At 60.7% G+C, this 16423-nt stretch carries 19 protein-coding genes; 7 read left to right on the forward strand and 12 right to left on the reverse strand.

Translation table 11 applies throughout. From position 1 onward, the window contains the following. Nucleotides 1–322: 322 nt before the first annotated feature. From aqpZ to ACYUCQ_RS14245, 9 genes are all read right to left on the reverse strand, one after another. Complete coding sequence (aqpZ, locus tag ACYUCQ_RS14205; RefSeq protein ID WP_460255212.1) at nt 323–1066, reverse strand: aquaporin Z; 744 nt, start codon at nt 1064–1066, stop codon at nt 323–325. 217 nt (nt 1067–1283) lie between these two features. Then, the gene (locus tag ACYUCQ_RS14210; protein WP_460255213.1) at nt 1284–1721 is read right to left on the reverse strand and encodes a GFA family protein; all 438 of its coding nucleotides are present in this window, start codon (nt 1719–1721) and stop codon (nt 1284–1286) included. 231 nt (nt 1722–1952) lie between these two features. Beyond that, the gene (locus tag ACYUCQ_RS14215) at nt 1953–2405 is read right to left on the reverse strand and encodes a GNAT family N-acetyltransferase (protein ID WP_460255214.1); all 453 of its coding nucleotides are present in this window, start codon (nt 2403–2405) and stop codon (nt 1953–1955) included. 43 nt (nt 2406–2448) lie between these two features. Next, nucleotides 2449–3174, reverse strand: coding sequence for a 2-phosphosulfolactate phosphatase (locus tag ACYUCQ_RS14220; protein ID WP_460255215.1), 726 nt, complete (start codon nt 3172–3174; stop codon nt 2449–2451). A 93-nt stretch (nt 3175–3267) separates the two neighbouring features. Beyond that, nucleotides 3268–3555, reverse strand: coding sequence for a type II toxin-antitoxin system RelE/ParE family toxin (locus ACYUCQ_RS14225; protein ID WP_460255216.1), 288 nt, complete (start codon nt 3553–3555; stop codon nt 3268–3270). 4 nt (nt 3556–3559) lie between these two features. Beyond that, on the reverse strand, nt 3560–3733 hold the full coding sequence (locus ACYUCQ_RS14230) for a hypothetical protein (protein ID WP_460255217.1): 174 nt from the start codon (nt 3731–3733) through the stop codon (nt 3560–3562). 118 nt (nt 3734–3851) lie between these two features. Then, nucleotides 3852–4961, reverse strand: coding sequence for a threonine aldolase family protein (locus ACYUCQ_RS14235; protein WP_460255218.1), 1110 nt, complete (start codon nt 4959–4961; stop codon nt 3852–3854). 103 nt (nt 4962–5064) lie between these two features. Next, nucleotides 5065–6054, reverse strand: coding sequence for a pentapeptide repeat-containing protein (locus ACYUCQ_RS14240; protein ID WP_460255219.1), 990 nt, complete (start codon nt 6052–6054; stop codon nt 5065–5067). A 5-nt stretch (nt 6055–6059) separates the two neighbouring features. Further along, nucleotides 6060–6902, reverse strand: a complete 843-nt coding sequence (locus tag ACYUCQ_RS14245) for a PAAR domain-containing protein (RefSeq protein ID WP_460255220.1) — start codon at nt 6900–6902, stop codon at nt 6060–6062. Between the two features lie 199 nt (nt 6903–7101). Between ACYUCQ_RS14245 and ACYUCQ_RS14250 the strand changes: the two genes are divergently transcribed. The 4 genes from ACYUCQ_RS14250 to ACYUCQ_RS14265 all read left to right on the forward strand — a co-directional run bounded on the left by ACYUCQ_RS14250 (nt 7102) and on the right by ACYUCQ_RS14265 (nt 10800). Continuing rightward, nucleotides 7102–8430 carry a DUF3422 family protein gene (locus ACYUCQ_RS14250; protein ID WP_460255221.1) on the forward strand — a complete coding sequence of 443 codons (1329 nt, stop codon included), beginning with the start codon at nt 7102–7104 and terminating at the stop codon, nt 8428–8430. A gap of 84 nt (nt 8431–8514) precedes the next feature. Further along, nucleotides 8515–9345, forward strand: a complete 831-nt coding sequence (locus ACYUCQ_RS14255) for an MlaA family lipoprotein (RefSeq protein WP_460255222.1) — start codon at nt 8515–8517, stop codon at nt 9343–9345. After that, complete coding sequence (locus ACYUCQ_RS14260; protein ID WP_460255223.1) at nt 9335–10162, forward strand: MlaA family lipoprotein; 828 nt, start codon at nt 9335–9337, stop codon at nt 10160–10162. The genes ACYUCQ_RS14255 and ACYUCQ_RS14260 overlap by 11 nt, the downstream gene beginning before the upstream one ends. 2 nt (nt 10163–10164) lie before the next feature. Next, nucleotides 10165–10800, forward strand: coding sequence for an MlaC/ttg2D family ABC transporter substrate-binding protein (locus tag ACYUCQ_RS14265; RefSeq protein WP_460255224.1), 636 nt, complete (start codon nt 10165–10167; stop codon nt 10798–10800). Here ACYUCQ_RS14265 and ACYUCQ_RS14270 read toward each other — a convergent pair. Then, on the reverse strand, nt 10757–11476 hold the full coding sequence (locus ACYUCQ_RS14270; RefSeq protein ID WP_460255225.1) for a class I SAM-dependent methyltransferase: 720 nt from the start codon (nt 11474–11476) through the stop codon (nt 10757–10759). The genes ACYUCQ_RS14265 and ACYUCQ_RS14270 overlap by 44 nt on opposite strands. A 31-nt stretch (nt 11477–11507) precedes the next feature. Between ACYUCQ_RS14270 and gloB the strand changes: the two genes are divergently transcribed. Both gloB and ACYUCQ_RS14280 read left to right on the forward strand, forming a co-directional pair. Next, complete coding sequence (gene gloB, locus ACYUCQ_RS14275; RefSeq protein ID WP_460255226.1) at nt 11508–12257, forward strand: hydroxyacylglutathione hydrolase; 750 nt, start codon at nt 11508–11510, stop codon at nt 12255–12257. Nucleotides 12258–12324: 67 nt separating this feature from the next. After that, complete coding sequence (locus tag ACYUCQ_RS14280; RefSeq protein WP_460255227.1) at nt 12325–12609, forward strand: hypothetical protein; 285 nt, start codon at nt 12325–12327, stop codon at nt 12607–12609. Here ACYUCQ_RS14280 and ACYUCQ_RS14285 read toward each other — a convergent pair. Next, nucleotides 12581–13438 (reverse strand): CHAP domain-containing protein, encoded by an 858-nt coding sequence (locus ACYUCQ_RS14285; RefSeq protein ID WP_460255228.1) that lies wholly within the window; start codon nt 13436–13438, stop codon nt 12581–12583. The genes ACYUCQ_RS14280 and ACYUCQ_RS14285 overlap by 29 nt on opposite strands. A gap of 248 nt (nt 13439–13686) precedes the next feature. Between ACYUCQ_RS14285 and ispD the strand changes: the two genes are divergently transcribed. Next, a complete protein-coding gene (ispD, locus tag ACYUCQ_RS14290) occupies nt 13687–14430 on the forward strand; it encodes a 2-C-methyl-D-erythritol 4-phosphate cytidylyltransferase (protein WP_460255229.1) in 744 nt (247 codons plus the stop codon). Nucleotides 14431–14523: 93 nt separating this feature from the next. Here the strand turns inward: ispD and ACYUCQ_RS14295 are convergent, their stop codons facing one another. Then, nucleotides 14524–16347 (reverse strand): Hint domain-containing protein, encoded by a 1824-nt coding sequence (locus ACYUCQ_RS14295; RefSeq protein WP_460255230.1) that lies wholly within the window; start codon nt 16345–16347, stop codon nt 14524–14526. Nucleotides 16348–16423: the final 76 nt, after the last annotated feature.

The following is a 16423-nucleotide window of genomic DNA, read 5'->3' on the forward strand; positions in this document are numbered from 1 at the left end:
GTAGTCCGACCCCATCTTGGCACATCCGATGCCGTAGGGCCGTCCACCCCAACATTTGAGGGCTAGATTAAAGAGGGCGTAGTCGGGGGCGCCGAGGGTTTTGCGGAGCATGTGCGCGATCGCGGTGAAGCGGTCGGCGAGACTCTGTGCGAGGGGGTTAGTGACCTGCTCCATTTCGCTAACATGGCATAGGCGGGGGTGGGTGCGAAAGGGGAAAATGCGATGGCGTTGTTGGCGCGATTTGTTGATGCGGGCGGGGTGGTGTTGAGATGGTGGGGTGCTCAAGCGCACCCCACCCTACGAGGTTAAGTGACGTTCCGCGTCATGGAACTCGGCGTTGCGACTGTTCCGAGGGTAGCGACTGTTCGGCGATCTTTGTGGTGATCAGCGGCTCGTTTACCCTGATGACTGCATAAATACCGGCCGCCAGAGCCGCCCCAACCAGGGGGGCAACGATGAACAGCCAGAGTTGATCGATCGCGCCGGCGCCGGCGAACAACGCGGGGCCGATGCTGCGCGCCGGGTTGACCGACGTGTTATCGACCGGAATCGAGACTAAGTGGATCACCGTGAGGACTAGCCCGATGGCCAGACCGGCGAAGCCAACTGGAGCGCGGACATCGGTTGACCCGAGAACGGTGAGAACCAAAAATGCCGTCATCACGATCTCGGTTAGAAGCGCCGCCGCCATGGAGAAGTGACCTGGTGAACGCGCGCCATAGCCGTTGCTGCCGAAGCCGCTGGTTACCGCACTGAAATGTGGCTGACCGCTGGCGATTAGGAACAGCAACGCCGACGCCATGATGGCGCCGATGATCTGCGCTGCCCAGTAACCAGGAATCTTCGCGGCGGGAAATTTGCCGACCAGGAACAACCCAAAGGTGACGGCTGGGTTGATGTGGCAGCCAGAAATCGGCCCGATCGTATACACCATGACAAGCAGCGATAGGCCAAACGCTAACGCCACGCCGAGGAACCCGATATGGTTTCCGGCCAGCACCGCACTACCGACGCCACCCAGAACCAGCACAAAGGTTCCGACCATTTCAGCGATGTAGGCTTTCATGATAACATCCTTTCTTTCAAGTTTATTTCGCACTTGCAGAGAAAAATACTAAAGAGACCGTGCCGAGAACACAAGGGAGTCTCGCTCTTGTGCAGGGGTGCCATCGATTTGCGCGGACCAGGCCGCAGAATCATTCATTACGGAAACGCCGTGTCAGTCATGGGGAAATTGCCGCATCGTCTAGTGCTCGGGGGCGGGGCGGTGGAGCAAAAATCTGTTATGGCGGTTCTGGGAATCGCTGGTGTTGTGGCAGTGTTCCGATGGTTGCGATCCAGGAGGGTGCTTCGGCTACTTGGATGATTTCGGTGGGTGGGAGGATGTTGGGGTCGTCGAATGTGCTGGACTGCACATCGACGCTGCCTGGGAAGAGTGTTTCGCTGCGGTAGAAGAGGCCGGTGCCGCAGCGTGGGCAGAATGAGCGTTCTACGTCGCCGGATGAATTGAATGTTGCGAGGTTACCGGTGACGGTCAGGGTTTCGGCTTTGACCACGGCCCAGCCGACGATGGGCGCGCCGGCGGAGCGGCGGCAGTCGGCACAGCAGCATAGCGAATGGCGGCGGGGCAGGCCGTTAATGACGTATCGCACGGCACCGCATTGGCATCCGCCGGAGATTGTTGGTTTTTGCGTTTTCTCACCGGTTTCAGTCGAGTTCATGCGTGTGTTCTCGTTGATTGTTGCGATGTGGGGTGAGGTTTGGGGGCGTGGTTTGGGGGGGGGTCATTTGGATCGGTCCTCGGCGCGAGTGTTCGGTCCGCGGGGGATGATGTCAAGAGAAATTGTAATTGGGGGATTGGTTTTGGCGGTCGATGTTTGGGGGGAGCGAAAAATTGGGTGGTAGTTTGGAGGGAGATGAGGGCGGCGCGGATGGTGGGGGTGGGCAATCCCTTAGCCAATCGGCTTTGACATATAGACCCGCCGCAGCCCATTTTCCTCGACCCGATGTGTTTCGGCGTAGCCGAGCCGGGTGTAGCGTTCGATATTCTCGGTCATCGCCACGTTTGTATAGAGTTTGATGGTGCGATAGCCTTGCTGAATAGCGACCGTTTCGGCGAATTTGAATAGTTTGCGACCCAGGCCGAGACCTTGCGCTTCCGGGGAAACCGCGACGTTGTCCAATAGCATTGCATCTTTTTGTGGGATCAACACGATAATGCCCTGCACAATGCCATTATGTTCGATGACATGGACCTGACCATTTCGGGTTAGTTTCTGGTAATCATCGCGCATTGGGCTTGGTTCTCGTCCGATCCGGGACACGTAGCGGGCGTAGGCTGATCGAACGATGGTCTCGACGGTGGCGATGTCCTTGTTGGTGGCGGCTCGAAGGGTTGGGTCCATTGGGGCATTATGCCTGAGCGGGGGGCGGATATTCATTCCTCGTTCAGACGTTACGATAAGCCCCGTCGATTAAGGTCGGCGTGCATCGGCTGGCTTCGACGTCCAACGCGATATCGACATCGCTGGCAAAGCCTCGATCGATCAATTCGCGTCCTGATACCGACTCGCGGATTAAACGGGCTAGGTCATTTCCTGCTGAGCGAAAGGCATCACGGGCGATGTGGGCTTCGGGCGAGCAGAGGCCTGTGAGATGATGAATGATGGCACCGGCGCCCAGAAGATCCTCAATGGCTGGACGCAAGCTGTCGTCTGGCCAGCGTTCTCCTGCCGGGATCACGCCGATCCGTCCGTCGCCAGCCATCTTGAGCGCGGCTTGAGCGACAGCAGCGGCGTTGCGCAGGCAACCAGCGATTACCGGCTTGCCGCCGCAGCCCATGGATAGGCGCGACCCGTTGGGGGACGGCAGCATCAGCTTGGTGCCGGTTTGGATTGATCGCAGGCTGGCGGGCGATAAGCTTAACTGACCGCCAGCGGCTTCTCGCGGTTGCGCCAGCGTTGCTCCCAAGTGGGCGGCAGCAATTTGTGCCGCGTTTGGGTCACCATAGGGGAACGGGAAGATAATTGCGCCTTGCGATACTGCCACATCGACAGCCGTCGAGAAGGACAGAACGTCAATAATGACCAGCGCCGAAACTTGCTCTCGCAGGGCGGCAATGCCAGCCATCCCCCATTCCATCAAAATTGACGTCATTGCTGCAGAATCATCCACTGTGACAGTGTTTGGCCAGTCTCGGCGATGTCACGCCATAGTCCAGTGCTCGGGAGCAGGGCGAGCCGGTCGTCACAGGGCGGCGGGGACTGGTCAAATGGAGCCTTCACGCTCTTGGACGCCGTGCCAGAGCCGAAGGATGCGCACGATGTTGTCTGCAGGATCGATTTCGTAGACGATTATGTATGGCCAGGTCGCAACCAATTCCCGCGTGGCCATCGCCAAGCCAGGGCGGCCACGCTGCGGAAACAATGCCAGACTGTCGCCAGCCAGGACCAGGGCGCGCAGAAGATTTGCCGCGGCGTGGGGATTGAGGGGTTCGAGGTAGCGGATAATCGCATCTCGGTCTGCCAAGGCGTTCGGTCGCCATTCGACTTTCACCCGCTCAGTGCCCGGCAATTTTCCGATTCAGGCGTTCAATTTCGCGTAACATATCGGCACGCACCTGATCGTGCGGCACGCTTGGGCGGGGATCTGACCGGGCTTCAGCGACAGAAGCTTCAAGGAGGCGGCGTTCGGCCTCACGTTCGGCATCGATCTGGGGGGCGGGATGGCTCATTCGGTCAATTCCTCTGCAAGAGAGTGTTGGTTCGTTGGGTGTTGGTGTCAAGCGAAATTGTGCTCGAAGGGTCGGTTTTGGTGGTCGGTGAGATTGGTGGGAGCGAAAGGAGAGAAAATCAGGGAGCAAAAGATTGGGCGGTGGTTTGGAGCGCGATGAGGGCTTCGAGACTATCGGGGATGGGCCAATCGAGGGTGGCGGGGCCGACGGTGATTTCGCCGTAGGCGGTGGTGGGGCTGGCGGTTTGTTCGAACCAGCCGAACAGCCAGGTTTGGTGTTGGCGGGCGATTGTGAGGGCGGCTTGCTGTAGGGCGGCGGGGGAGGCTTGGAAGTGGACTTGGAATGAGTTGCAGTGGGGTGGGTGGGGGAAGGTGCTGAGGCCTGGTGTGGCGTGGATGGCGGCGGCGAGGGTGGTTGCGTGTTGGTGGTAGCGGGGCATTAGGGGCAGGGTGTTGGTGAGGCCATCGAGCGCGCTGATGATGAAGGGGAAGGCGAGGGGCAGGTCGCCGCCGAAGCGCAGGCGCCAGATTTTGGCGGCGGCGATGAAGGGGGCGGGGCCGGCGAGGACGCTGCCGCTCATGCCGCCGAGGCCTTTATAGAGGGAGACGTAGAGGCTGTCCGCCAGGGCTGCGATGGTGGTGAGGGGTTGGTTGTACCAGGGTTGGGTTTCCCAGAGGCGGGCGCCATCGAGGTGGAAGGGGGTTTGGTGGTCGCGCGCCCAGGCGGCGATGGCGTTGAGTTCGTCCCAGCTTGGGGCGAGGAAGCCTGCGCGGCGGAGTGGCAATTCGAGGGTGATGGCGGCGAGGGGTTCGGCGATTTGATCGAGGTCGGACGGTGCAAAATGCTGGTGATCTTTGCCGGTGCGGATGGCGGTGAGGCCGGCCAAGCGTTCGATGGCGTTGGCTTCATCGAGGGCGAGGTGGGATTTGGGGTGGAGCGCAATGGTGCGCCGCCCGGTGGTTTGGGCGTGGACGAGCAGGGCGGCTTGCTGGGCGATGATGCCTTTGGGGAACCAGAGGGCGGCTTCTTTGCCGAGTAGGGCTGCGACTTTTTGTTCGAGCTGTTCGATGGCGGGGCCGGTACTGTACGAATCGAGGGCGAGATCGAGTGCCGGGGAGGCGGCGAGATTGCTCAGCCAATCGCCAGCGCTGCGGGGTTTTTCGAAGGAGAGAAAGCGGGTGCAGTTGCGTTTGATGGCGGCTTTTTCATCGGCGGTGGGCTGGGTCATGGCGCGAGGGTAAGGGGCGGCGGGCGGTGTGGCAAGGTGGGGGTGGGTGTTAGTGCGGGGGGGGTGGGAGAACTTGGCGCGTGCGGTCTTTTCGTTTTTTTGCCTATAGGGTGACTGCGTAACTTTGCTTGAGGAGATCGTAGGCTGGGGGAATCAGGGCTTCCTCGCCTTTGTCAAAACTTTCAAAGAGGTCATATCGGGAGACGATTCCGAGTGGTTGGCGTTCGGCGACGCCGCATTCGATGTCGAGGTAATCTGCCATGACGGCTCTGGATCGTTGATCGGGCAGTCGGTTCGCAAGTGCGTGCTGGTCTTGGCATAGTTTTCGTAAATCAGCGATGAAAGCGCTGCCATCGTTTGGCATCTTGGTAGATCGGACTGGAAAACCATCACGCAGGGTAAACCATTGCAAGGCGGCCTTCTCGAAGCTGACATCAAGGAAGCCGACAAATTGCGGGTCGCCTTTGCGGGCGGTGTCGTGTTCGTCATGGTATTTGCCGCGAAATGTGAGGTCTTGGAATGCACCTTCAAAGCGGCAATTGACAAAGAAACTACATCCGAAATCGATACCGCTAAGCTTTTTGAAGATGAAAGAACAGCCGAAAAAATGCGGATCACCGATACTTGTTTTGGTCAACTTTACGTTCTCGAAATGGCAATTCATATAGCGTGACTGGTATTCGCCGCGTTGGCTTTTGTTCGTATCATAGCCGATTGCTCCAGCCTGCCATTCGCACCGAAAAAAGCGGCAATTGGTAAAATTGCTTCCATAGTCGCCGAATTCGTTCATGTCGGTATAATCAAAGATGCAATTTTCAATGACGGCATGCTCGGATATTGTTTCAGCTAGAATGGCTGCCGTGAAGTCGCAGCCTCTCAGCAGGGTGCGATTCAAGATGGCTTTACGGCGTGCTTCGGGGCGGCAGAGACGGAATCCACGAAAGTCTAATAATCCGTCTTCGGTTTTGCCGAAGGGTGGCGCTTTGAGCGCGTCTTCGGGGTCAATGCTCGCCCAGCGCGCACGCCAAGCGTTGAATTGCAGGGCGGTGTAGCGTTTGGGTGGCCTTGCTGCGGTAAACTCGGTTTCGGTCATGGCGCTCACGGTATGTCGAAAATCGGGAGTTCGGGATCTTCAGGGATGATCGGGGTATCGGGTGGTCCTTGTGGCGAAGCGGAGTTGATTTTGGGCGGTGGCATGGGCGGCTGAGGATCAATTGCTTTGCCGCTGGTATCAAGGTGTATGAGATCGTCACCGTATTTTTGCTGATGAGCCTGGAGCTGACCCTGGGTGGTCATGTCATACTGATCGCCAGTATCTTTGTCGATAAAATCTGGGCCTTTATTGGACTTTCCCGTAACACGATCTTTAAGATTATCATCTTTCTTTACGCTATTTCGAGTTTCTTTATCGATTTGGCTGCCACGAAATCTCGCTCGCGCGTCTGGATCTTTCTTGATTGCGTTCAATTGCCTCTGGCTGTAAACATCTTTGTCTGGTCCGCGGTCGATTTTCCGGGCGGCGCTGGTGGTGTGGTCCTGCAGGCGACGGAAGACCTGTTCGCGGGTTAGTGGTGGTTGTTGGGACGTGGTCGTATCCGATGCCTGGGTAACCGCAAGTGCCCCTGCGCTTCCGCTTCCCCCGCCGGTCTCTCCGATTAGAACCGTAGGATTCCCCAGAATAATCGCTCCGCCGTGGGAAGTTTGGTCGCCCATGCGCGCGGCTGGCAGGCCGTTGATAAATACCCCAGATGATCCCTTTGTTATCGTTGCCGGTGGTCCGACGCACGTTGCCGTATCTGTCATTCGGGCAGCGGGTAACCCACCGATCAAAACATTTGGAGACCCGAGGATAATCGCCCCACCAACATGCGGCACTGGCCCGTCGCTGGCTGGGCAAATGTGCATATCGCTCATTCGTGCTGCGGGTTTTCCTCCAGCCATGGACAGTACCCTACCTGGAAGTGCAGCTATGGTAAAGTTTCAACTTGAGGTTATTTGGTGTTATCAGATTAATTGATCGAGGCGTGGATGAACGGTGGCATGTTGGCGCGGGGATGGGCGGCGCAAAAAGAAGGATTATTGTTGCTTGGTAGAGCAAAATCATTGACAAGGAGCGATTGGGCGGGGGAGTGGGGTGAGTATGGAGCGGGCGGCTGATCATCCGTTGCGGTTGGTGTTGAATGATGAGGCGCATGCGCGGCCGCCGGAATCTTTGGTGGCGCCGGTGCGGATTTCGTATTTGGCGTTGTATTCGGAGGCGTCGTTGCGGGCGGCGCAGCGGGCGCATTTGGCGACGTTGCTGGCGTCGTTTGGGGTGGCGGGGCCGGGGCCGGAGCAAAATCATTTCAGTGTGGATTTGGGGCGGTTTCGGTTGAAATGGGAGCTGCATTCGGAGTTTGTGCGCTATAAATTCATTGTGGCCGGGGTGGGGGATGCCGATGATCCGTTTGCCGATCCGCCGATTTTGCGGGTGCCGGCTGCGTGGCGGGCGGCGATGGTGGGGCAGGTTTTGGTGGCCTCGCATGTGGCGTTGCTGCCACGGGGCGATGATGAGCCGAATTTCGAGCAGATTGCTGAGCGGTGGTTTGCCGGGAACCCGTTAGTGGGCGCGAATATTGCCGGGCGGGCGGCGGTGGCGGTGATGGATTTTCGAATTCGGGCCGATGGGTTCAATCGGGTGTTGATTTTGGATCGCGGCTTGCGACCGCGCCAGGCGGGGCGGGCGGTGCAGCGCTTGGTGGAGATTGATAGCTATCGGTTGTTAGCGCAACTGACCCTGCCGATCGCGCGGCGGCTGACCGTGCTGTTGAGTGAGCATGAGCAGGAATTGGCCGAGATCACGGCGGCGTTGGTGCATGTGGAGACGGCGGATGAGCCGCGTTTGTTGGAGCGGTTGACGGCGTTGGCGGCGCAGATTGAGAGTTTGGAATCGCAAGCGCAATATCGGTTTAGTGCGGCGCGGGCTTATTATGCGCTGGTGCGCCGGCGGATTGGCGAGTTGCGCGAGGAGCGGCTGCCGGCGATTCAGACATTTCATGATTTTACCGAGTTGCGGTTAGCGCCGGCGATGCAGACCTGTGAGGCGGCGGCGGCGCGCCAGGATGCGTTGTCCACGCGGGTGGCGCGGGCGACGGCGTTATTATCGACGCGGGTGGCGATGACGCGCGAGCGTCAGGAAATGGCGGTGTTGGAATCGATGAATCGGCGGGCGGATTTGCAGTTGCGGTTGCAGACCACGGTGGAAGGTTTATCGGTGGCGGCGATCAGTTATTATATTGCGGCTTTGGTGGGTGATTTGGCGCAAGGGGCGGTATCAGCGGGGGCGCTGGTCAATCCGGCGTTGGTGGAGGGGGCGAGCGTGCCGGTGATTGTGGTGCTGGTGGCGCTGGCGATCCGGCGTATTCATCGGCGGGTGCATCGGCAGATTGCCGGGGGGCGGACGAGCGAGACGGGCGGTTCGCCCGGCTGATTGCGGGTTTGTAAACCATTCCTACATCTTTTGCGGGTAGACCTCGTGCTATGGCGCATGGGGCGATGCGGCAAAGGGGCTGGCATGGCGCGGATGGGGCAATGGGCGTGTTTGCTCGTGGTGGCGATGGGTTTGGCGGGCTGTGCGACGCCGCCGCCGAAGGCGGATCGGGTGGCGTATCAATCGTTCGAGCGGGCGAATGATCCGCTGCAGCCGACCAATCGGTTTATGTATCGGGTCAGCAACAGCCTGGATCATCATGTTGTGAAGCCAGTGACGGTTACCTATATCCATGTCACGCCACCGTGGTTGCGGGCGCATTTGCAGGATTTTACCCGCAATTTGGCGGCGCCGCGCGAGGTGATTGAGTTCATGGCCGCGGGCAAGCCGCGCGATGCGGGGACGATGCTGGTGCGGTTTGCGGTGAATAGCACGGTGGGGCTGGGCGGGATTTTTGATCCGGCGCGCGATTGGGGGTATCGGCGGGTTTATACGGATTTTGGGTTGGTTTTGGCCAATTATGGCGTGCCGGAGGGGCCGTATTTGTTTATTCCGTTGTCAGGGCCATCGGATTTGCGTGACGCGACGGCGATGGTGGCGGGCGGGCTGGTTTCGCCGTTGCCGGTGTTGCCGCGCGGTGCGGCGGGGCGGGCTTTTGGCTATGGGACGATTGCGGTGTCTTCTGCTAATCAGCGGGCGGCATTGCACGGGACGATTAGCCGGATCAAGCGGACCTCGCTTGACCCTTACGCGGCGTTTCGCAGCCTATACCGGCAACGGCGGGCGGCGGAATTGCGGCGGATTGACCGGCGCGATGTGGCGACGGTGCCGGCCTGGTATCCGGCGCGGGTGCGCCGGGCGATGCAGCGGGCAGAGATTTTGGCGGTTCAGAAAGGATCGGGACATGGGTTTTAGAGGGTCGGTTGTGGCGCTGATGGCGGGGCTGGGGCTAGCCGGGGTGCTGGCCGGGTGCGCAACGCCACCACCGCGCAGCAACGTCGCGGCCTACCGGGCCTATCAGCAGCAGAATGATCCGCTAAAACCGTTCAACCAGGCGTCATACCGGTTCAATAATGTGTTGGATGCCTATGCGTTAAAGCCGGTGGCGCAGGGCTATCAGGCGGTGACGACGGTGGGGATGCGCGCGCATGTGACGGATTTCATGCGCAATTTGAATGAGCCAGGTGAGTTGGTGAATTTCATGGCGGCGGGCAAGCCGCGCGATGCGGGCACGGCGCTGATGCGCTTTGTGCTCAATTCAACCGTGGGGATTGGCGGGATTTTCGATCCGGCGGGCAGCTTGGGCTATCATCATGTGCATACGGATGTCGGGTTGACGCTGGCGGGCTATGGCGTGCCGCCGGGGCCTTATTTGTATTTGCCGCTGTTTGGCCCCTCGGGCGTGCGCGATGCGACGCAAATCCCGGCTGATTTTGTGTTGACGCCGGCAGCGGCGGCGCCGCCTTCCACCGGCTTATCGGTGTTTAATTATTCGTCAGACACGTTGAATGTGGTGAATGAGCGGGCCAGTTTGTTGGGGACGCTGAGCAATATCAAGGCAACGGCGCTTGATCCCTATGCCACATTTCGGAGTCTTTATCGCCAACATCGTGCCGCAGAGTTGAAGTCCATTGATCGCCACGATGTGCCGACCGTCCCGGCTTGGTATCCGCCCGCGCAGCGCGCGGCGATGCAGCGGGCGGTTGATCAGAAATATCAGAAAGGGTCTTGAGTATGATGCGTTCACGACGGGTTTTGTTGGGTGGTTTTGCGGTGATGCCGATGCTGGGCGCGCTCGCGGCTTGGACGCCCGGCGTCGCGCAGGCGGCTGGGGCGTCCGGCCCGGCGGCGGCGGCGTTCATCAAGACGTCCGGTGAGGCGCTGGTGGCGATTGTCAACGGGCCGGGCAGCAAGGCTGAGAAGGCCGAGAAATTGCGCGATTTAGTCAACCAGATTGTTGCGGTGGGCAAGATTGGCCGGTTCGTGCTAGGGCGGTTCGTGCGGGTGGCGACGCCGGCGCAGGTTACTGAGTATCAGAAATTATTCCACCAATTGCTTTCCTATAACATCACCACGCAGATCCGCGCCTATCAGGGCCTGACCTTCAAGGTGCTGGGGTCATCGGCGGGGCCGGAGGGCGAGATGGTGTCCACGGTGATTAGCCGACCGGGGCAGTCACCCGCGCATGTGCAATGGGTGGTGCAGACAATTGGCGGGCAGTTGAAGATTGTTGACGTTGTGGTTGAGGGAACCTCGCTGCGGGTCACCGAGCGGTCGGATTATGCCAGTGTGATCGATGACCATGGCGGGCAGGTTTCGGCGTTGCTCACCGCGATGCATCAACAATTGGCGCGGATGCGCGCCGGCTGACCGGCTGGGCGGCGACCGGGCCGATCGGGGCGGCGAGATCTTTCGTTGCTTCGATCAGGATGGCGCCGCCCGCTTGCGGCGCAAAACGCTGGCCGAGCCGCTCGATCGAGGCGGCGTTGCGCACGCGCGGGCGGTTATGCAGCGGCGGGATGAATAAGGCCGAGCGGCGGGTTTCGACCTGAAACATCATGCTCGCGAGCAGGCGGCCCAATTGGGCGGCGGTGTAAGGCTGGCCGCTGCCGAAGGGGGTGCGCTGGAGATAGGCCCAGGGCGAGACGCGGTTGGGCACCACCACGATCATGCGGCCATCATGGCGCAGGACGCGCCAGAGTTCGCGCAGCAGGCGGCGGGCGGATTCGGCGTGCTCGAGCCCGTGGATCAGCAGGATGCGGTCGATACTGAGATCGGCCAGCGGCAGGGTTTCGGCATCGGCGATGCAGCGCACGGAACCCAAGATTGGGCGCGGGGTGGTGGGCAGCACCGGCAGGATGGTCAGGCTGCGTGCGGCGCTGGGGTGCCAGAGATTGAGATATGGATCGGTATGGCCGAGGCCGAGCAGGGTTTGGCCGGTGAGATGGGGCCAGATTTGGCGGAGTTGGGCGCGCAGCAGGCTGGCGGTGATGGCACCGAGCGGGCTGCGGTAGAAATCATGGAAATCGGGGCCATCTGGGCTCATGGCAGAAGCGTATCACAAAATGGAGGATGGCATGAGCGATGATGCGACAATGATGGTGGATGGGATTGCGGTGACGCGGATTCCGATGCTGAGCGATAATTATGCGTGGCTGCTGCGCGAGGTGGCGAGCGGGGTGGTGGCGATCATCGATCCGGCGGAGGCAGCACCCGCCGAGGCGGTGATTGAGGCGCTAGGCGGGCGGTTGGATTTGGTGTTGCTGACCCATCACCATGACGATCATATCGCCGGGGCGGTGGCGCTGGCGGCGCGGTATGGCGCCAAGCTGGTCGGGCACCAGGCGGATGCGGCGCGGCTGCCGGTTTTGGATGTGGCGATGCGACCGGGCGAGTCGCTGGCGTTTGGCGGCGCGCAAATCCGGATGATCGAGAGTTCGGGCCATACGGTGGGCCATGTGACCTATGTGATCGGCGAGCGGATTGCCGCCGTGGGCGATACGCTGTTCAGCCTGGGTTGCGGGCGGATGTTTGAGGGCACGCCGGTGCAGTTTTATGCGAGTTTGCAGCGCATTGCCGCGTTGCCGGCGGACACGCTGCTGCTGTGCGGGCATGAATATACCAAAGGTAATGTTGGGTTTGCCCTGTCGGTTGAGCCGGAGAACGCTTCATTGCGCGCGCGGGCGGCAGAAATTGAGGCGTTGCGCGCGCGCGGCGCGGCGACGCTGCCGGTGCGGCTGGGCGACGAATTGGCGACCAACCCGTTTTTGCGGGCGCGCAATGCTGAGGAATTTGGCCGGTTACGGGCGGCGAAAGATCGGTTTTAGCGCGAATTCCAACCCGTGTGATCGGATGTTGCTCTCAGGTCAGCCCAGGGTGAAGGCGCAGCGTAGATTGGAGGCGCGAAAGCACTTCTTTTTTGTGAACAAAAAAGAAGCAAAAAAAACTTTGCTCCGCTGGGTCGGTGCTGGTTTCGACGCTACTGCACCAACTGAAGAAAGTTTTTGCTGCTTTTTTTCAAAAAAGCAGTCTTTCCTTATTTTCATTGACGGCGTGAAACCGCCATTCGATATCCCGGATGTTGCTCTAGCGCGCAGGATGCCAGGAATAGCGCGCAGGATGCCAGGATCGGTGGGTGATCCCGCCCTGATCAGCGCACCGAGCGGTTTGGCGCGGTGAGGCGCAGGCGACGAACCGGGGGCGCTGCGGCCACTTCGGTTTCGGTGCCACGCGAAGCATAGATGGCGCCGCCACCGATCGGCTGGTCATAAATGAAGCCATAGGTCGGGTAGGGCGCGCCGAAGCGGCCACCGCCGATGGAGACGCGCACCATGGTCCAGTTATTATCGGGTGAAACATCGATCACCGGCACGTCACGCGAGACTTGATCGGGCACCCAATTGGCTTGATCGACCAGGATTTCGCGGCTGTTGACCACTTTTTCGACCACGGCGACGTGACCGAGGCGAATCCGCGCACTGGACCGGAAATTGAGCACGGCACCGTCTTGCGGGCGCTGGCCCCGCGCATACCGGCCTGCGGCTTCAGCCCACCAGAGAAACGCATCCCCCGATAAATCGATGTGCGATACGTCACGCGCATAGGGTACGCACCAGAGATAATCTGCTCGGCGATAGATCGGGTGGTATAGAAAATGATGGGTGGTCTTGCGAACGGCGTAATGGATCAGCGGTGCATGATAAATGGGACGGCGGAGCACGACATGATGCTCGACGGGCCGGTGATAAAGGACATGATGAGAAACAGGCTTACGATAAATGGGATGATGGTACACCACATGCTGATAAACCGGGTGGTGATAGATGGGGTGATGATAAACCGGGTGATGGGTGGCAGTGTGGATGACCACATGCCGCGTGGTTTTGGCGGTGGGGGCGGCTTGAGCCGGATGGGTGGCGAAAAGGCCTGCGGCGCAACCGATTAATCCCGCGACCAGCGTTTTGGTCATGTGGCTGAGCATGTTGCGCGGCATCGGTCGGTTCTGCATTCAGTAAAATCCCTTAGTCGAGCCAAACCCTGTGTCGGCATTTCTGTTAAGGCGGCATTGCACGCAGGGCAAGGCTGGATGCGGCAAAAAAATCACATACGCCGGATTTTTTGATATCGGGCGTGTGTGCAAGGGTCGGTTTAAGACAGTTTTCCTAAAATTCCATTAATATCTTCGGTGCGCGGCGCGGATTTTTCTGAGAATCGCTCCGATCGGCGGGGCTTGGGTTGTTGCCCGTGCATGGGTCCATGCGTCAGATGATCGCGTTGCGGGCGGGAGCGCGAAAGGGCGGACGGATGGAGCAGGCTTTAAGGGTGGCGGCGTTGGTGGTGGCCGGCGGGCGCGGGCAGCGATTTGGCGGGGCGGTGCCCAAGCAATATCGGCTGCTGGGCGATCGGGCGATTTTGGCGCGCACGGCGGCGGCGTTGCAGGCGCATCCGTTAATTGATCGGGTGCAAATAGTGATCCATCGCGATGATCGGGATTTATATCAGGCGGCGGTGGCGGGGCTTGATTTGCCCGCGCCGGTGCTGGGCGGGGCGACGCGGCAAGAGTCGGTGCGGGCGGGGCTGGAGGCGCTGGTGGCGTGGCAACCGACGCTGGTGTTGATCCATGATTCGGTGCGGCCTTTGATATCGGCTTCGGTGATTTCCGGGGTGATTGCGGCGCTGGAGCACGGGAAGGCCGCGATGGCGGGGGTGCCGGTGGCCGATACGTTGAAGCGGGTCGCGGACGGGGTGGTGACCGGGACGGTGGAGCGCAAAGGCCTATGGCGGGCGCAGACGCCGCAGGGCTTTCGCTTTGCCGAGATTTTGGCCGCGCATCGGGCTTTGGCGGCGGATGGGCGGGAGATGACCGATGATTGCATGATCGCCGAGGCGGCGGGCATGGCGGTGATGATTGTGCCGGGGGCGGAGGAAAATTTTAAGATTACCACCGAGGCGGATTTACGCTTGGCAGAATTGCTGGTGCGCGAGCGCCAGAGCATTTGAACCATTGGGGAGCGGCTTGTGGCAAGCCGCCCCGTTGATTTTCTGCTCCCTACGTTTGGTGCTCGGTGGGTTTGGTGCCAGGTGGGTTCGCTATCATCCGCGTTGCAGGCTGCGCTGGTGTGGCGCGGAATTTTGCGCCGCCGGGTAGGCGAGGGTGGCGGCGAGGGTGAGGGTTACCGCTTGGCCGCCGAGGAGTGCGGCGGGAATGATGGCTTGGCCGTTGGTCCAGCGGCCATCGGCCTCAAGATCGTGCCAGCCGGTGGTCAGGGCCGGGTGATCGAGCGGGAGGATGGTGCCATCGGCGCGGGTGATGCGGGCGATTTTGACGCCGAGTTGGCGTTGATCGCGCGGGTCCGGGTTGCGATGGCCGGGGATGGTGTTGCGGCTGGCGATCAGCAGGCTGCCATCCGGGCGGGTTTGGGTGGTCAGGGCCGGATCATCGGTGGTGGCGGCGGTGAACAGGGTGAGCAGGCGGGCGCGGACCGCCTCGACCACCGGGCCGGATTCGACCAGCGGCGCGCAACTGCCGGCGGCGCGGAGCGAGCGGGCGAAATCCGGGTGCAGGCGCACCGGCTCATCGCCGTTGGCGAAGGCGCTGCGATTGCCGGTTTCGAGATAGGATTCGGCGGGCGCACCTTCGGCGAGCAGGACGGCGTGCTGGGCGAGCTCGACATGGTAATAGGTGATCCGCTCGCGGGGGATTTGGCGGATGGTGACGCCGTTGATCAGGCATTTGGCCGGGATCAGGTGATCCTCGAAAAACAGGGCGTGATCGGGCGAGACATAGAGATCGCGCGTGGGCAGGCCATGGCCGAGCGCGCCACTGATGATCAGCACCGGCTGGATTTTCTCAGGGGTCGGGTGCGCGGTGATCGCGACGCTGCGATGACCGATCCAGGTGATCGGGGCGCTGGTGCCGTCATGCAGCACGACGTGATCACCGGGGGCGAGCTGCTCGACCGGGATTTCGCCCCGGGCGGTGAGGATGCGGGTGCCTTGGGCGAAGCAGGGATTGAGCGAGATGGCGGTGTTGGCACCGTTCGGGGTGATTTGGAAATTGGCGGTGGAGAAGGCGCCGGTGACATCGAGCGTGATCGTGGCGGCGGTTGAACCGGCGCTGCCGGTCAGTTCCAGGCCGGTGCCGCTGACATAGGTGGCGGATTTTTCGGTGAAGCCATCAAGGGTGAGGGTGTCGCCCACGGCGAAACCGGCGATGGTTTGCTGGGCATCGAAGGCGGTATAGGTGCCGCTGACATCAAAGCTCGCGCCGGTGGCGAAGCTGAAATGGCTGAAATTCTGATATTGGCTGCCAATGCCGGTGACGGTGCCGACCGAGCCGCCTGCGCCGAATTCGAGCAGATCGGCGACGCTGGTGCTGGCGACCACGGAACCGACGATGGAGGAGCCGGGATCGATGACCAGGGTGCCGACGCCGCCAGCGCCGCCGCCATTGAAAACGATGGCCTCGCCGCTGCCGCCGCCGGCGATCACCATGCCAGCATTAATGAAAGTGCCGCCAGCGAGATCCACAGCATAGCCGTGAGTGGCTACGCCGCCGGCGACAGTGCCGCGCGCGGTATTGTCAAATAAGCCGCCATAGATGTTGACGCCGTCGCCACCCGGATCGGTTGAGGCGAAAGAAGCGCCGCCGGCCACATGGCCGTCATTGATGAAGGTACCGGCAGAGATTTGGACGCCGACGCCGCCGGAGAAAAGATTATTAGTGTCCAGTCCGCCGGTGATGGTGCCGAAATTGATGACTGAGCCGGAGACGCTTGAGGGCATGACCAGGCCGATGGCGGCCGTTGTTGAGGGGGTGATGTCGCCCGTGCTGGTGATGGTGAGCGGCGATGTGTAGGCGCCCGTGCCGAATGTGACAGTGTGCGAGATCGTGCCGCTGATCGTTGATCCAGACATAAACTAACCCTCAGACAATGTGATTGCGCTTTAGGCAATAATCGTCTCAGAAACGCCTGTCAACCAAATAGATTTT

This window comes from Acidiphilium sp. MT5 (assembly GCF_054767495.1).

Bases quoted from the DNA above. Each gene is read 5' to 3' on its own strand.
- ACYUCQ_RS14270 (WP_460255225.1), bottom strand. From the start codon at position 11,476: ATGAGCCCAGATGGCCCCGATTTCCATGATTTCTACCGCAGCCCGCTC.
- ACYUCQ_RS14215 (WP_460255214.1), bottom strand. From the start codon at position 2,405: ATGGACCCAACCCTTCGAGCCGCCACCAACAAGGACATCGCCACCGTC.
- aqpZ (WP_460255212.1), bottom strand. From the start codon at position 1,066: ATGAAAGCCTACATCGCTGAAATGGTCGGAACCTTTGTGCTGGTTCTG.
- ACYUCQ_RS14255 (WP_460255222.1), top strand. From the start codon at position 8,515: ATGGCGCGGATGGGGCAATGGGCGTGTTTGCTCGTGGTGGCGATGGGT.
- ACYUCQ_RS14210 (WP_460255213.1), bottom strand. From the start codon at position 1,721: ATGAACTCGACTGAAACCGGTGAGAAAACGCAAAAACCAACAATCTCC.
- ispD (WP_460255229.1), top strand. From the start codon at position 13,687: ATGCGTCAGATGATCGCGTTGCGGGCGGGAGCGCGAAAGGGCGGACGG.
- ACYUCQ_RS14295 (WP_460255230.1), bottom strand. From the start codon at position 16,347: ATGTCTGGATCAACGATCAGCGGCACGATCTCGCACACTGTCACATTC.
- ACYUCQ_RS14240 (WP_460255219.1), bottom strand. From the start codon at position 6,054: ATGACCGAAACCGAGTTTACCGCAGCAAGGCCACCCAAACGCTACACC.
- ACYUCQ_RS14250 (WP_460255221.1), top strand. From the start codon at position 7,102: ATGGAGCGGGCGGCTGATCATCCGTTGCGGTTGGTGTTGAATGATGAG.
- gloB (WP_460255226.1), top strand. From the start codon at position 11,508: ATGAGCGATGATGCGACAATGATGGTGGATGGGATTGCGGTGACGCGG.
- ACYUCQ_RS14245 (WP_460255220.1), bottom strand. From the start codon at position 6,902: ATGGCTGGAGGAAAACCCGCAGCACGAATGAGCGATATGCACATTTGC.
- ACYUCQ_RS14285 (WP_460255228.1), bottom strand. From the start codon at position 13,438: ATGCAGAACCGACCGATGCCGCGCAACATGCTCAGCCACATGACCAAA.
- ACYUCQ_RS14260 (WP_460255223.1), top strand. From the start codon at position 9,335: ATGGGTTTTAGAGGGTCGGTTGTGGCGCTGATGGCGGGGCTGGGGCTA.
- ACYUCQ_RS14230 (WP_460255217.1), bottom strand. From the start codon at position 3,733: ATGAGCCATCCCGCCCCCCAGATCGATGCCGAACGTGAGGCCGAACGC.
- ACYUCQ_RS14265 (WP_460255224.1), top strand. From the start codon at position 10,165: ATGATGCGTTCACGACGGGTTTTGTTGGGTGGTTTTGCGGTGATGCCG.
- ACYUCQ_RS14235 (WP_460255218.1), bottom strand. From the start codon at position 4,961: ATGACCCAGCCCACCGCCGATGAAAAAGCCGCCATCAAACGCAACTGC.